This is a genomic window from Pseudomonas sp. NPDC086278 (assembly GCF_050280905.1).
Classification (GTDB): domain Bacteria; phylum Pseudomonadota; class Gammaproteobacteria; order Pseudomonadales; family Pseudomonadaceae; genus Aquipseudomonas.
Genome location: NZ_JBNNWE010000020.1, coordinates 1 through 14,669, shown reverse-complemented (window position 1 = coordinate 14,669; position 14,669 = coordinate 1). Strand labels below are relative to the sequence as shown.

Below are 14,669 nucleotides of genomic sequence, written 5' to 3'. Positions count from 1 at the left end.
CGACGGTCATGCCATCTCTGGCAAGGCGGGCTTCTACAGGGGGCCAAGTCACCGACGGATCAGAGGCAAGTCGCCAATGCCGCCAAACGGCGCTTGGCGACGAAGTCATCCTGTTGCGCGTAGTAGCTCAACACGGTGCCGGACGCGTCGGTTGTCACGTCGACGAAAGACTCTGCCGAACGCGTGTAAACCGTCGTGCCACCCTTCTCGCCCGGCTGCAGATACCCGCTGGCATCGACGCCGAATACCGCTTCGTCCTGCCAGGAAAATTGCACGCACTGGGCGACGACTTTTTCCGGCTTGTCCGACTTCAGGGTTTTGTAAGGGGTTTTGGTGCGAGCATCGTTCATCGCCGAGCCGGCGCATCCCGCCAGCAACGTTACGGCCAGCGCCACCATCAGAATTCGCATTGCGTTCGCTCATCAAGAAAAAGCGGACTGTATCACCGTGGCGCAGCGTATCGTTCTGCTTTACTTCATTTATACCGCGACACCGCGCAGTGATTCGCGCACCCTGTCGCGCCATAAACGTCGCACCGCCCTTTTTTCTGGAACACACATGACACCCAATGCCGAGTTTTACAAACCGACCCCCGAGTACGCCGACAAGCTGATCAGCCAGATCGGCCAGACGCCGTCCTGGATCGCCAAGCGAATCGGCGTCACCGACAAGCGAATCCGCTACATCCTCGACGGTGAACGCACGGTCAAAGGCGAAACCACGCCGATCAAAATGACCTACACCGAGCAATTCGCGCTCGAATGCCTGGCCGCTGCGGCCAAGGCCAGCAAGAAGCAGGCTTCGTAATCCATTCTCAAGGAGCGACCATGGCAGCAACCGAACAGCAACACGAACAGGCGCTGCAGAAGTTTCTCGATGAGCGCCCTGAACTGCGCCACGAACTCGACAACCTCAACCCGCTGCTCGCTCAGGCCAAGGGCGAAACCTCGGCGCAGTATCGCGACGAGCGCCTGCATGAAGCCTTCGAAGCCGAGGCCGAACGTCGGGGGTTGTTTGCCTGGGAGCTGACGCTGCAACTGACTGCCAGCACCGCTGAGGACTATCAGGCCCAACGCATGGAAGTGCACAAGGAAGTCGCCGAGATGGCCGGCATGGACTGGCTGGAGTATTGCGAGTTATATGGCCTAGGCAAATAACGCCGCTGTTCAAGGATACCCCCGCCGATGCTGCCGTCGCTTTCAAGTACCCGCGCCACCGCCGGTCATCTGCACACCCGCAAGTGGCGCGGCCGCATCGGCCTGTCACTGGTCGCCAGCCTCTCGGTACTGGCCGGCATGACCGACGCCATCGGTTTCATGGCCAGCGGCGATTTCGTTTCGTTCATGAGCGGCAACACGACCCGACTGGCGGTGGCGATCAGCGATGGCGACCTGGGCCTGACGTTGCGCCTGTTGATTCTCGTGGCGACCTTCATCGTCGGCAACGCGCTGGGCATTGTCGTCAGTCGACTCGGTGGCCGTCGGGCGCTGCCACTGTTGCTGTGCATCGCCACGTTGCTGTGCGGCGCGGCAGCCTGGCCTTATGACGAGCAATTGCCGGCGCTGCTGGCGACAATCGTCGCCATGGGCATGCTCAATGCGGCCGTGGAGGAAGTGAACGGTTTGCCGGTCGGCCTGACTTACGTCACCGGCGCCCTGTCGCGCTTCGGCCGTGGCCTGGGGCGCTGGATGCTCGGCGAGCGGCGCGATGGCTGGCGGGTTCAGTTGATTCCGTGGACCGGGATGTTTGTTGGCGCGGTACTGGGTGCGGTGCTGGAGCATCACCTCGGGCTGAAAGCCTTGTTTGTCAGCGGGTTGCTGGCGGGTGTGCTGGGATTGGTGTCGTTGAAGATTCCTCGGCGTTGGCAGTTGGGGTATATGCCTCGCTGAGTTTTGTGTTGACCGGGCGGGCCTCATCGCGAGCAAGCTCGCTCCACAGGGGATTTGCGTCGCACATCAGATTGGAATTCACCACAAACCCCTTGTGGGAGCGGGCTTGCTCGCGATGAGGCCCGCAAAGACAACATCGATTTAGCCCCCCCGCCGAGAAAGCTTTATCATGGCCGCAGTTTTGCTATCGAGTCCGTCATGAAGTTCGCCATCGCGCTGTTTTCCGCCGCCCATGCGCCCTCCTCGCGCCGCGCCTTGCTGTTTGCTCAGGCTGCGCTGGCCGGCGGGCATGAAATTGTCCGGCTGTTTTTCTATCAGGACGGTGTCTACAACGCCTCCGCCAGCGTGGTCACCCCGCAGGACGAACTGGATGTGCCCAGGCAATGGCGTGCCTTTGTCGCCGAGCATCAACTGGACGGCGTGGTCTGCATCGCCGCCGCCCTGCGCCGAGGTGTATTGAACACCGAAGAAGCCGGGCGCTATCAGCGCGATGCCGTGGCGGTGAGTGCTCCGTGGGAATTGTCCGGGCTGGGTCAATTGCATGACGCGGTGCAAGATGCCGACCGCCTGATCTGTTTCGGAGGCGCGTGAGATGGCCAAGTCCTTGCTGATCATCAGCCGTCAGGCACCGTGGGCCGGACCGAGCGCGCGGGAAGCGCTGGACATCGTGCTGGCCGGCGGCGCTTTTGATTTGCCCATCGGCCTGCTGTTCCTCGATGACGGCGTGTTCCAGCTGGCCGCAAAACAGGACGCCAAGGCGCTGCAACAGAAAGACCTGAGCGCCAACCTGCAGGCGTTGCCGATGTTCGGCGTTGATGAGCTGTTTGTCTGCGCCGACAGCGCCACCGAACGGGGCCTGGACCCGGCCAATTTGTCGCTGGAAGAAGCCCAAGTATTGGCCGCCGCTGACATCACCGCCCTCATTGACCGTTACGACCAGGTGATCACTCTCTGATGTCGACTTTGCATGTGTTGTCTCATTCCCCGTTTGGCGACGATCGCCTGACCAGTTGCCTGCGCGTGATCGGCGCCAACGATGCGTTGCTGCTCACGGGTGACGCGGTGTATGCGCTGCAGCCTGGCACCGCCCCGTGCAGCGAGCTGAAGGCGCGTGGCCTGAAGTTGTTCGTATTAGCCGAAGATGTTCAAGCGCGGGCCATTGAGGTGCCGGGCTGGGCCAAGGCTATCGATTATCCCGCGTTCGTCGAACTGTCGATTCACTACGACAAGGTCAACAGTTGGCTATGAATTCCATGACCGTCGGAGCCCGCGCCATCGCCTTGGACAAGGACGGCTTTCTGGTCGAACTCGATGACTGGTCCAACGAGGTCGCCACGGCCCTCGCCGCCGCCGAAGACATCGAATTGAGCCCGGAGCACTGGGAAATCCTGGAACTGCTGCGCAGCTTCTACGCCGAATTCCAGCTGTCCCCGGCCACTCGCCCGCTGATCAAGTACACCGCGTTGAAACTGGGGCCGGAAAAAGGCAACAGCCTGCACCTGAACCGACTGTTCAAAGGCACCCCTGCCAAACTCGCCGCGAAACTGGCGGGCCTGCCCAAACCGACGAATTGCTTATGACTGATTTCCCCGCGCTGACCCTCGAAACGCCCGCCGAACACCCGTTCGCCCAGTTCGTCAGGATCCTCGGCAAAGGCAAACGCGGCGCCCGCGATCTGACCCGCGAAGAAGCCCGCGAAGCCATGGGCATGGTGCTTGACGACCGGGTCGAGGACACCCAGCTCGGCGCGTTTCTGATGCTGTTGCGGCACAAGGAAGAAAGCGCCGAGGAAATGGCCGGCTTCACCGAAGCGTTGCGTGCGCGTTTGCAGGCGCCGGCGTTGAAGGTCGATCTCGATTGGCCGACCTACGCCGGCAAGAAGCGCCATTTGCCCTGGTATCTGCTCGCGGCCAAGTGCCTGGCGCAGAACGGCGTGCGAATTTTCATGCACGGCGCCGGCGCCCACACGGCCGGTCGGCTGTACAGCGAACAACTGCTGACCGAACTGAACATCCCGCTGTGCCGCACCTGGCAAGAGGTCGGCGCGGCGCTCGACAGCGGTGGCCTGGCGTTCATGCCACTGGTGGATTGGGCGCCGCAACTTCAGCGCATGATCGACTTGCGCAATACCTTGGGCTTGCGCTCGCCGATCCATTCGCTGACGCGCATCCTCAACCCGCTGAGCGCACGCTGCGGTCTGCAAAGCATTTTTCATCCCGGTTACCAAGCGGTGCATCGTGATGCCAGTGGTTTACTCGGCGACACAGCGATTGTGGTCAAGGGTGACGGCGGCGAGATCGAGATCAACCCGGACGCCGACAGTCATCTCTACGGCACCACTGGCGGCGAAAGCTGGGATGAGGAATGGCCACAGCTTTCCGCCCAGCGCCACGTCAAACCTGCTTCGCTTGAGCCTGGACATTTGAAAGCCGTGTGGCGCGGTGACGTGGTCGACAGCTACCCGCAAATGGCGCTCATTTCGACCATGGCCCTCGCGTTGCGTGGTCTCGGTCAAACCCGCGAACAGGCCTTCGCAACGGCCCAGCAGTATTGGGATGGGCGAGACAGATCGATTTAACCGATCATTCTCCCCCAACCTTTGCGCTATTTAATCGAACCTATCCGAATAGACTCCTCTCCAACGGTTATTGGCTTGAGGAGTCTTAAACATGGGTTTGTTAGTCGAAGGTCGCTGGCATGACCAGTGGTACGAAAGCAGCAAGGACGGCGCATTCCAGCGTGAGCAGGCGCAACGTCGCAACTGGTTGACCGCCGATGGCCAGCCCGGCCCGACCGGCGTCGGTGGTTTTGCCGCAGAAGCGGGTCGATATCACCTTTACGTATCGCTCGCCTGTCCTTGGGCACATCGCACGCTGATCCTGCGCAAACTCAAGGGCCTTGAAAGCCTGATCGATGTGTCGGTGGTCAGCTGGCTAATGCTGGAAAACGGCTGGACCTTCGACCAGAACCTGGGCTCGACGGGCGACAAGCTCGATCACTTTAACTTCATGCACCAGCGCTACACCGCCGATACCGCCGACTACACCGGGCGCGTCACGGTGCCGGTGCTGTGGGACAAACGGCAGAATCGCATCGTCAACAATGAATCGGCGGAAATCATCCGCATGTTCAACGGCGCGTTCGATGATCTGACGGGCAATGACCTGGATTTCTACCCAGAACCCCTGCGCGGCGAGATCGACGCGCTGAATGAGCGGATTTATCCGGCGGTGAATAACGGTGTGTATCGCGCCGGGTTTGCGACATCGCAGTCGGCCTATGAAGAGGCATTCGATGACGTATTTGCCGAACTGGACCGGCTGGAATTGCTACTGAGCCAAAACCGCTATCTGGTCGGCGAATACCTGACGGAAGCGGACATTCGGCTGTTCACCACGCTGATCCGCTTTGATGCGGTGTACCACGGGCACTTCAAGTGCAACCTGCGACGGATTGGCGACTATCCAAACCTGTCGAACTGGCTGCGCGAGCTGTACCAATGGCCGGGGATTGCCGAGACGGTGGATTTCCAGCACATCAAGAATCACTACTACGGCAGCCACAAGACCATTAACCCGACTGGGATTGTGCCTAAAGGGCCAGCGCAGGACTTTACCGCGGCGCATGATCGGGCGCGGTTGAGCGGGAAAGGGGTTTGGCGCAAGAGCCAGATTTGATCTTAAGGATTGGGTGGCTTTGAGGGCCTCTTCGCGAGCAAGCCCGCTCCCACAGGGGATTTGTGAATGACACAAATGCACTGTGGGAGCGGGCTTGCTCGCGAAAGGCGCGACTGGGTGTTCAGACCTGCGCCTGAGCCCCTTCAAACCACGCCAGTTTCTCGCGCAGTTGCACCACTTCCCCAACAATCACCAAGGTCGGCGCATGGACTTCATGCTCCGCCACCAGCCGTGGCAAATCCGCCAGGGTGCCGGTGAATACCCGCTGATTCGCCGTGGTGCCCTGCTGAATCAACGCCGCCGGCGTGTCCGCGCCGCGACCGTGCTTGATCAACTGCTCGCAGATGATCGGCAAGCCCACCAGCCCCATGTAAAACACCAGGGTTTGCGCGGGCGCGACCAGGTCGGCCCATGGCAGATCGGTTGAACCGTCCTTCAAGTGCCCCGTCACAAACCGCACCGACTGCGCGTAATCGCGGTGAGTCAGCGGAATCCCGGCATAGGCTGCGCAACCGCTGGCTGCGGTGATACCCGGCACCACCTGGAACGGAATGCCATGGGCCGCCAGTTCTTCAATCTCTTCGCCGCCACGGCCGAAGATGAACGGATCACCCCCCTTCAACCGCACCACACGCTTGCCTTGTTTGGCCAGATCCACCAACTGCTGGTTGATCTGCTCTTGAGGCACCGCGTGGTCGGCGCGGCGCTTGCCGACGTAAACCCGCTCGGCATCGCGACGGCACAAATCGAGAATTGCCGGGGCCACCAGGCGGTCGTACAGCACCACGTCGGCCTGTTGCATCAGACGTAAGGCGCGGAAGGTCAGCAAGTCCGGATCACCCGGCCCGGCACCCACCAAATACACCTCGCCGGTGGCTTTTGGCGCCTCGCCGGCGATTTTTTCCAGCAGCAAACGCTCGGCCTCGGCGCCTTGCCCGGCCAGTTGCCGGTCGGCAATCGGGCCCTGAAACACGTCTTCCCAGAACGCTCGACGCTGCCGTACATCCGGCAACAGACCTTTGACCTGGCCGCGAAAGCGCGCCGCCAGACCGGCCAGTTGACCGTAGGTGGAAGGAATCCAGGTTTCGATCTTGGCCCGAATCAGCCGCGCCAGCACCGGCGCATCACCGCCGCTGGAGATGGCAACGATCAGTGGCGAACGGTCGACGATGGCCGGAAAGATCACGCTGCACAACGCGGGCGCGTCCACTACGTTGACCGGCACGCAACGCCGATGAGCATCGGCGGAAACCTGCGCATTCAGCGGTTCGTCATCGGTGGCGGCAATGATCAGCCCGCAACCGTCCAGATCCGCTTCGACGTAGCCACGCAACAGGCACTCGCCACCGCTGCCGAGCACCAGCGCACGCAATTGCGGTTCTATTTCAGGTGCGACCACCCGCAGCAGCGCACCGGCTTCGGCCAGCAGGCGGGATTTGCGCAAGGCAATCTCCCCCCCACCGACGACCAACACACGACTGCCGCGAAGGTTGTGAAACAGCGGCAGATAATCCATTTAGCCGATGACCTCAAGGCCACCCATGTACGGCTTCAGCACCTCAGGCACACGGATCGAGCCGTCAGCCTGCTGGTAGTTTTCCAATACGGCGACCAGGGTACGCCCGACAGCCAGACCCGAACCGTTCAGGGTGTGGACCAGTTCAGGCTTGCCGGTTTCCGGGTTGCGGAATCGCGCTTGCATGCGACGGGCCTGGAAATCGCCACAGTTGGAGCACGACGAAATCTCGCGGTACTTGTCCTGGCTCGGGATCCACACTTCCAGGTCGTAGGTCTTGACGGCGCTGAAGCCCATGTCGCCAGTGCACAGCGCGAGCGTGCGGTAAGGCAGTTCCAGCAGTTGCAGGACTTTCTCGGCGTTGGCGGTCAGGCCTTCCAGCGCTTCCATCGAGGTCGAAGGTTCGACGATCTGGACCATTTCGACTTTATCGAACTGGTGCTGACGGATCATGCCACGGGTGTCGCGACCCGATGCACCGGCCTCGCTGCGGAAGCATGGCGTGTGCGCGACGAACTTGATCGGCAGCAGTTTCGAATCGACGATTTCGCCCGCGACGATATTGGTCAGCGACACTTCAGCGGTCGGAATCAAGTACAGATCGGCTTCGCCTTCGCGCGTGATCTTGAACAGGTCTTCTTCGAATTTCGGCAATTGACTGGTGCCCATCAAGGCAGGCGCCTGCACCAGATAAGGCGTGTACGCCTCTTCGTAACCGTGTTCGGTGGTGTGCAGGTTGATCATGAACTGCGCCAGGGCGCGGTGCAGACGCGCGATCGGACCGCGCAACAACGCAAAGCGTGCGCCGGACAGCTTGGCAGCGGTTTCGAAGTCCAGCCAGCCGAACTTCTCGCCCAGGGCCACGTGGTCCTGAACCGGGAAATCGAAGGCGGTCGGGGTGCCCCAGCGACGGACTTCGACGTTGCCGTCTTCGTCTTCGCCAATCGGCACCGACTCGTGCGGCAGGTTCGGGATGCCCAGCAGGATCGAATCCAGCTCGGTCTGGATCGCGTCCAGCTCGACTTTACCGGCGCTCAATTCGTTCGCCATGCGCTCGACATCCGCCATCAACGGCGCGATGTCTTCGCCGCGCTGCTTGGCTTGACCGATGGATTTGGAACGGGCATTACGCTCAGCCTGCAGCGCTTCGGTGCGGGTCTGGACGGTCTTGCGCTGTTCTTCCAGCGCTTCGATGCGCGCAACGTCCAGGGCAAAGCCACGGGATGCCAGGCGGTCCGCTACGTCCTGAAGGTTGCTACGTAACAGTTTGGAATCGAGCATGTCGGTTTCTCGTTATCAAAGTTTGGTCAAGGACAGGCCGGCCCAGGTGGCAAGCAGCCCGCCGAATACGCTGATCGCCGCATAGCCCAGGGCCAGCGGCACTTGCCCGCTTTCCAGCAAGCGCACCGTATCCAGTGAAAAAGATGAAAAAGTCGTCAGCCCCCCGAGGAAGCCGACCATCAACCCGGCACGCACCTCGATCGGCACTTCCGGGCGAATCAAAAACAGACCGTATAGAACGCCGATCAGCAAACAGCCCACGATATTAACGGCCAGCGTCGCGGTATAGAAGTGCCGCGGCCAATTAGCGTTGACCCAATTACCCGTGGCGAAACGCAACAGCGTACCGGCGATACCGCCCACTGAAACCGCAAGGATCAAAGGAATCACTATTTTCTCCGCTGCCGGGGACTGAGTCGGTCAAGTTGCGCGAGGCGATTGAGCTTCTCGCCAATCTTTATCTCAAGGCCACGCGGCACCGGCTGGTAGAACGGCTGCGGTTCCAGCTCCTGCGGGAAGTAGTCTTCACCCGCAGCGTAGGCGTCCGGTTCGTCGTGGGCATAACGGTACTCGTCGCCGTAACCGAGTTGCTTCATCAATTTGGTCGGCGCATTGCGCAAGTGCAGCGGCACTTCCAGCGAACCGTGCTCGGTGGCGCTGCGCATGGCCGCTTTGAAGCCCATGTACACCGCGTTGCTTTTCGGCGCGCAGGCCAGATACGTGATGGCCTGGGCCACGGCCAGTTCGCCTTCGGGGCTGCCGAGGCGTTCCTGCACTTCCCATGCCGCCAGGCACAGGCCGAGGGCGCGCGGGTCGGCGTTGCCGATGTCCTCGCTGGCCATGCGCACCACCCGCCGAGCCAGGTACAGCGGATCGCAACCGCCATCGATCATCCGCGCAAACCAGTACAGCGCGCCATCGGGATTGGAGCCGCGCACCGACTTGTGCAGCGCCGAAATCTGGTCGTAGAACGCTTCGCCGCCCTTGTCGAAACGCCGCCGGGTATCGCCGAGCAGACTTTGCAGCAGATCGACGCCGATCTCGCTGTTGTCTTCGGCCAGGTCCGAGGCGTTTTCCAGCAGATTGAGCAAACGCCGGCCATCGCCATCGGCGGCGGACAACAGCATCTGAAAACCTTCATCGCTCAGGGTCAGTTGCCGTTTACCCAAACCGCGCTCTTCGGTCAGCGCGCGCTGCACCAGCTTGCGCAGCGCCGCTTCGTCGAGGCTTTTGAGCACGTAGACGCGCGCCCGGGAGAGCAAGGCGTTGTTGAGTTCGAACGAGGGGTTTTCGGTGGTCGCGCCGATAAAGATCAGCGTGCCGTCTTCGACATAAGGCAGAAATGCATCCTGCTGCGACTTGTTGAAGCGGTGTACCTCGTCGACAAACAGGATCGTGCGTTTGCCGTACTGCCCGGCCTGTTGCTTGGCGATTTCCACGGCCTGACGGATTTCCTTCACGCCGGCCAACACCGCCGATACCGTTTCAAAGTGCGCATCGGAGACTTCCGCGAGCAACCGTGCCAGGGTGGTTTTGCCGACGCCCGGTGGTCCCCAGAAAATCATCGAATGCAGGGCACCCTGCTCCAGCGCTTCACGCAAAGGCTTGCCGCGAGCGAGCAGATGTTCCTGACCGACGTACTCGTCCAGATTGGCCGCACGCAAACGGGCGGCCAGGGGCTGAGCTATCGGGGCACTGCGAAACAGGTCCATCACGTACCGTTGAAACCTCGCTTTATTGCCAATGCCATTGAGTTAAATGAAATCCCTGTGGGAGCGGGCTTGCTCGCGAAAGCGGTGTGTCAGGTGACAGATGCATCAACTGCCACGACGCCTTCGCGAGCAGGCCCGCTGCCACAGGTTTTGCGTCGGCCGTTATTCCTGGATCACGTCCGCCCCTTTAGGGATGTCGAACTTGAACTTGGACGCCGGGATCGGTTCGTTGGCCTTCACCCCGGTAAACAGGATATTGGTGCGCTGACCGACGCTGTCGATCAACTGCATGTCGTTGACCAGACCGTTGCGGAACGACAGACGCAGGCTATCAAACAGGGTGTCCTTGGTTTTCGGCTTCAAGGTGAAGTCGATCACGCCGCCCGCTTCCTTGGCACTGATATCGAAGCTCTGGCTGATTTTGGACACATCACCGGACAGCAACAGCGCCGGGGTCTGGGTCAGACGCAGGTCGAGGGTCTTGATGGTGACCTGTTCCAGGTCAGGGTCCCACAAGGTGACCTTCTTGCCGTCGGAGACCATGGTCTGTTCCGCAGGCGCATCGGTGTGCCAGTAAAACAGGCCCGGACGCTGCAGCGACATCTCGCCAGCGGTTTCCTGCAACTGGGTGCCGCCGCCATCGAGGGTCAGTTGCGAGAAGCGCGCGGTCAGGGTCTGGGATTTTTCCAGGAGTTGAGTCAGACGCGCCACGTCCTTGTCATCGGCGTGGGCCGAGAGTGTGGTCAAAGCCAGTACCGGCAGCAACAACATGCGGATAAGACGCATGGGAGTCCTCATAACATTCGTGGGGGAAACGGGCAGCGCACTGCCCTTTCGAATCAAATCAGTCGCGTACCGGGCCAGGCGCCAGGACTTCACGCGAACCGTTGGTGTTCATGGACGTCACGACCCCGGCCATTTCCATGGCTTCGATCATGCGCGCGGCGCGGTTGTAGCCGATTTTCAGTTTGCGCTGAACCGCCGAGATGGACGCGCGGCGGCTTTCCAGAACGAACTGCACCGCTTCGTCATAGAGCGCGTCGGATTCGCTATCGTCGTCGCCACCGCTGCTACCGCCGTCGAAACCGCTACCGGCCTCTTCGACACCGGCAAGGATGTCATCGTTGTATTCCGGTGCGCCCCGCAGTTTCCAGGCTTCAACCACCCGGTGAACTTCGTCGTCGGACACGAACGCACCGTGTACACGAATCGGCAGACTGGTGCCTGGCGGCATGTAGAGCATGTCGCCGTGGCCGAGCAATTGTTCGGCGCCACCCTGGTCGATGATGGTCCGCGAGTCGATTTTGCTCGACACCTGGAACGCCATCCGCGTCGGGATGTTGGCCTTGATCAGGCCGGTAATCACGTCCACCGACGGCCGCTGGGTCGCGAGGATCAGGTGGATACCGGCGGCACGGGCCTTCTGGGCGATTCGCGCAATCAGCTCTTCAACCTTTTTGCCAACGATCATCATCATGTCGGCAAATTCGTCGACCACCACCACGATGGTCGGCAACTTGGACAGCAGCGGCGCTTCGTCGTGAATGCTTTCGCGCTTGTACAACGGATCGCTCAGCGGCGTGCCGGCGTCCTGCGCTTCCTTGACCTTGGCGTTGAAGCCGGAGAGGTTACGTACGCCCATCTTCGCCATCAGTTTGTAGCGACGCTCCATCTCCGCCACGCTCCAGCGCAGGGCGTTGGCCGCGTCCTTCATATCGGTCACGACCGGGCACAGCAGGTGCGGAATGCCTTCGTAGATCGACAGCTCGAGCATTTTCGGGTCGATCATGATCAGCTTGGCGTCTTCCGGGCCGGACTTGAACAGAATCGACAGGATCATGGCGTTCACGCCCACCGACTTGCCGGAACCGGTCGTACCGGCCACCAGCAAGTGCGGCATTTTTGCCAGGTCGGTGATAACCGGCTTGCCGCCGATGTCATGACCCAACGCCAGCGTCACCGGGGATTTGAAGTTGTCGTACTCGGGGGTCGACAGCACTTCGGAGAAACGCACGATCTGCCGGTCCTCGTTCGGAATCTCGATACCGACGGTGGTCTTGCCCGGAATCACTTCCACCACCCGCACGCTGGTCACGGCCAGGGATCGCGCGAGGTCTTTCGCCAGGTTGGAAATACGGCTGACCTTGACGCCAGCGGCTGGCTGGATTTCGTAACGGGTGATCACCGGACCGGGGTGAATCGAATCTACCGAGACTTCGACGCCGAATTCCTTGAGCTTGATTTCCAGCAAGTGGCCAACCGCAGCCAGGGATTCAGGCGAGTAATTGAGTTGTTTCTTTTCCGCCGGGTCGAGGATCGAGATCGGTGGCAAGGTGCCTTCGACGGCGCTGTCGACGAACAACGGCGCCTGTTTCTCTTTTTCCACGCGATTGCTCGGTGCGGCCGGTTTCGGCGGCGCGGGCGCAATCACTGGCGGAACCTGTTTCTCACGGTCCGACATGTGCTTGCTAAGGGCTTGTTCGCGCTCGATCAGACGTTCCTTGACCTTGGCTTGCTCACGCTTGTCGGGGACGGACGGTGCGACCACATCGTGCACGCGATCATCGACTTCACGCAGCTGCGCGACCAGTTGCTTACGCTCGGTACGGGCCGACCACCAACGATTGGCCGCGCCCTGGAACAGCTCCAGCAAATCGAGGGTGATCTTGCCGGTGACGTCCATCACCTTGAACCACGACAGGTCGGTGAACACCGTCAGGCCGAACAGGAACAGCGCAATGAACAGCAATGTGCTGCCCTGAATGTTCAGTGCGTTTCTGGCCAGATCGCCAAGGCTTTCACCCAACGCACCGCCCGCACCGGCCGGCAAACCGGTGGCGGCATGGAAATGAATGTGCGCCAGCGCCGCGCCGGACAGCACCAGAAACACCAGACCGATCAGGCGCCAGGAGAACAGCCAACCGCTCCACTGCCAGGGCTCGTGGCGTTGACGGAAGATCTGATAAGCCTTGATCGCCAGCAACAACGGGAAGATATAGGCAAAGTAACCCAACACCATGAACAGGATGTCGGCGCTGTAGGAGCCCGCCGGACCGCCGAAGTTTTGCACGTCGTCGATCTTGCTGTTGTGGCTCCAGCCTGGATCGTCTTTGCCATAGGTCAGCAAGGCCATCATCAGGAACAGGCACAAGGCGCCGATGGCGATCAGTGCACCTTCCTTGAGTCGGTAGTGCAAATGCTGGCGCCAGAGTGGAACGACGGCTGGTTTAGGTGCTGCGGTGGATTTCTTCAAAACGCTACTTTTCCTGCGCCTGTGGCGCGTCCATCTGTTGAATGACTATAAAAAACTGCCCAATCCAGGCAGGTAAAAAAGTGAACAGGCACAACTGGGACTACTTTTAACACTGCGTCCCGGTTTTTATAAACCTGATGTGCATCGAATATTCTGTAACAGGCTGGCATTGTACGGATTTGTTCGCCCGATGCCATGCTTGAAACCCTTGGGTTGAGCATAGCCAACTGTCCGGCCGATGCGTTTCAATTTGAGCATGCATTCTCTTTTGTGACAAAGGCTTATGAGGTGTATTTATGAGCGGAGCCAAGCATTCACGCCTGATCATTCTGGGTTCCGGTCCCGCCGGTTACAGCGCAGCCGTTTATGCCGCTCGCGCCAACCTCAAACCCGTGGTCATCACCGGGATACAGGCAGGTGGCCAGCTCACCACCACCGTCGAAGTCGATAACTGGCCCGGCGACGTCGAAGGCCTGACCGGCCCGGTACTGATGGAACGCATGCAAAGACACGCCGAGCGATTTGCCACAGAGATCGTTTACGACCACATCCACACTGCCAAGTTGCAGCAGCGCCCCTTCGAGCTGATCGGCGACAGTGGCACCTACACCTGCGATGCGCTGATTATTGCCACCGGCGCGTCCGCTCAGTACCTGGGCTTGCCCTCAGAGGAGGCGTTCGCCGGCAGAGGGGTTTCGGCCTGCGCCACCTGCGATGGCTTCTTCTACCGCAACCAGGTGGTCGCCGTGGTGGGCGGCGGTAATACCGCCGTCGAGGAAGCACTTTATCTGTCGAACACCGCCAAAGAGGTTCATCTGATTCACCGGCGCGATAAATTGCGCTCGGAAAAAATTCTTCAGGACAAACTGTTCGAGAAAGCCGCAAACGGCAATATCCGCCTGCACTGGAACCAGCACCTGGATGAAGTGCTGGGCGATGCCAGCGGCGTGACCGGCGTTCGCCTGCGCGATAGCCTGACGGGTGAAACCGGTGAATTGGCCTTGGCCGGCGTGTTCATCGCCATTGGCCACAAGCCCAACACCGATCTGTTCGTGCACCAACTGGAAATGCGTGACGGCTACCTGCTGGTCAAGGGCGGCAGCGACGGCGACGCCACGGCCACCGCCATCGCTGGCGTGTTTGCTGCCGGCGATGTGGCCGACCACGTTTACCGCCAGGCCGTGACCTCGGCCGGAGCGGGCTGCATGGCCGCACTGGACGCCGAGAAATACCTCGACGACATTCCCGTCGTTTGACGGCAAACTTGGCGGTGGGCCGACGGCCCATCGCTGCCCTCCCCTTCTGTAAGCCCGGATGCCATGCTGACTTGGTTACAACGCA

17 protein-coding genes are annotated in these 14,669 nt (G+C 60.7%); 10 read left to right on the top strand and 7 right to left on the bottom strand.

Annotated elements, in window-relative coordinates:
- Positions 1–59 precede the first annotated feature (59 nt).
- The gene (locus ACQKP4_RS08700) at positions 60–410 is read right to left on the bottom strand and encodes a hypothetical protein (RefSeq protein WP_427632218.1); all 351 of its coding nucleotides are present in this window, start codon (positions 408–410) and stop codon (positions 60–62) included.
- A gap of 148 nt (positions 411–558) precedes the next feature.
- Between ACQKP4_RS08700 and ACQKP4_RS08695 the strand changes: the two genes are divergently transcribed.
- The 9 genes from ACQKP4_RS08695 to ACQKP4_RS08655 all read left to right on the top strand — a co-directional run bounded on the left by ACQKP4_RS08695 (position 559) and on the right by ACQKP4_RS08655 (position 5,566).
- The gene (locus tag ACQKP4_RS08695; RefSeq protein WP_427632216.1) at positions 559–807 is read left to right on the top strand and encodes a hypothetical protein; all 249 of its coding nucleotides are present in this window, start codon (positions 559–561) and stop codon (positions 805–807) included.
- A gap of 20 nt (positions 808–827) precedes the next feature.
- Complete coding sequence (locus ACQKP4_RS08690) at positions 828–1,157, top strand: DUF6388 family protein (protein ID WP_427632215.1); 330 nt, start codon at positions 828–830, stop codon at positions 1,155–1,157.
- 27 nt (positions 1,158–1,184) lie between these two features.
- Entirely contained in the window at positions 1,185–1,889 is a 705-nt protein-coding gene (locus tag ACQKP4_RS08685; RefSeq protein ID WP_427632213.1) for a YoaK family protein, read from the top strand.
- 198 nt (positions 1,890–2,087) lie between these two features.
- Complete coding sequence (gene tusD / locus ACQKP4_RS08680) at positions 2,088–2,480, top strand: sulfurtransferase complex subunit TusD (protein ID WP_427632211.1); 393 nt, start codon at positions 2,088–2,090, stop codon at positions 2,478–2,480.
- A gap of 1 nt (position 2,481) precedes the next feature.
- Complete coding sequence (tusC, locus tag ACQKP4_RS08675; protein ID WP_427632209.1) at positions 2,482–2,844, top strand: sulfurtransferase complex subunit TusC; 363 nt, start codon at positions 2,482–2,484, stop codon at positions 2,842–2,844.
- Positions 2,844–3,137, top strand: a complete 294-nt coding sequence (gene tusB / locus ACQKP4_RS08670; protein WP_427632208.1) for a sulfurtransferase complex subunit TusB — start codon at positions 2,844–2,846, stop codon at positions 3,135–3,137. Before tusC ends, tusB begins: the two co-directional genes overlap by 1 nt.
- Positions 3,134–3,469, top strand: a complete 336-nt coding sequence (locus ACQKP4_RS08665; protein WP_427632206.1) for a TusE/DsrC/DsvC family sulfur relay protein — start codon at positions 3,134–3,136, stop codon at positions 3,467–3,469. The genes tusB and ACQKP4_RS08665 overlap by 4 nt, the downstream gene beginning before the upstream one ends.
- Positions 3,466–4,467, top strand: a complete 1,002-nt coding sequence (locus ACQKP4_RS08660) for a glycosyl transferase family protein (RefSeq protein WP_427632204.1) — start codon at positions 3,466–3,468, stop codon at positions 4,465–4,467. Before ACQKP4_RS08665 ends, ACQKP4_RS08660 begins: the two co-directional genes overlap by 4 nt.
- 91 nt (positions 4,468–4,558) lie before the next feature.
- A complete protein-coding gene (locus tag ACQKP4_RS08655; RefSeq protein ID WP_427632202.1) occupies positions 4,559–5,566 on the top strand; it encodes a glutathione S-transferase family protein in 1,008 nt (335 codons plus the stop codon).
- A 121-nt stretch (positions 5,567–5,687) separates the two neighbouring features.
- Here the strand turns inward: ACQKP4_RS08655 and cysG are convergent, their stop codons facing one another.
- From cysG to ACQKP4_RS08625, 6 genes are all read right to left on the bottom strand, one after another.
- On the bottom strand, positions 5,688–7,082 hold the full coding sequence (gene cysG / locus ACQKP4_RS08650; RefSeq protein ID WP_427632200.1) for a siroheme synthase CysG: 1,395 nt from the start codon (positions 7,080–7,082) through the stop codon (positions 5,688–5,690).
- Positions 7,083–8,363: a serine--tRNA ligase gene (serS, locus tag ACQKP4_RS08645; protein ID WP_427632198.1), complete on the bottom strand. Its 1,281-nt coding sequence runs from the start codon at positions 8,361–8,363 to the stop codon at positions 7,083–7,085.
- A gap of 15 nt (positions 8,364–8,378) precedes the next feature.
- Positions 8,379–8,753, bottom strand: a complete 375-nt coding sequence (crcB, locus tag ACQKP4_RS08640) for a fluoride efflux transporter CrcB (protein WP_427632196.1) — start codon at positions 8,751–8,753, stop codon at positions 8,379–8,381.
- The gene (locus ACQKP4_RS08635) at positions 8,753–10,075 is read right to left on the bottom strand and encodes a replication-associated recombination protein A (RefSeq protein ID WP_427632194.1); all 1,323 of its coding nucleotides are present in this window, start codon (positions 10,073–10,075) and stop codon (positions 8,753–8,755) included. Before ACQKP4_RS08635 ends, crcB begins: the two co-directional genes overlap by 1 nt.
- 162 nt (positions 10,076–10,237) lie before the next feature.
- Positions 10,238–10,861, bottom strand: a complete 624-nt coding sequence (lolA, locus tag ACQKP4_RS08630) for an outer membrane lipoprotein chaperone LolA (protein WP_427632192.1) — start codon at positions 10,859–10,861, stop codon at positions 10,238–10,240.
- 58 nt (positions 10,862–10,919) lie between these two features.
- Positions 10,920–13,328, bottom strand: coding sequence for a DNA translocase FtsK (locus tag ACQKP4_RS08625; RefSeq protein ID WP_427632191.1), 2,409 nt, complete (start codon positions 13,326–13,328; stop codon positions 10,920–10,922).
- 296 nt (positions 13,329–13,624) lie between these two features.
- Between ACQKP4_RS08625 and trxB the strand changes: the two genes are divergently transcribed.
- The gene (gene trxB / locus ACQKP4_RS08620; protein ID WP_427632189.1) at positions 13,625–14,584 is read left to right on the top strand and encodes a thioredoxin-disulfide reductase; all 960 of its coding nucleotides are present in this window, start codon (positions 13,625–13,627) and stop codon (positions 14,582–14,584) included.
- The last annotated feature ends 85 nt before the right edge of the window (positions 14,585–14,669 follow it).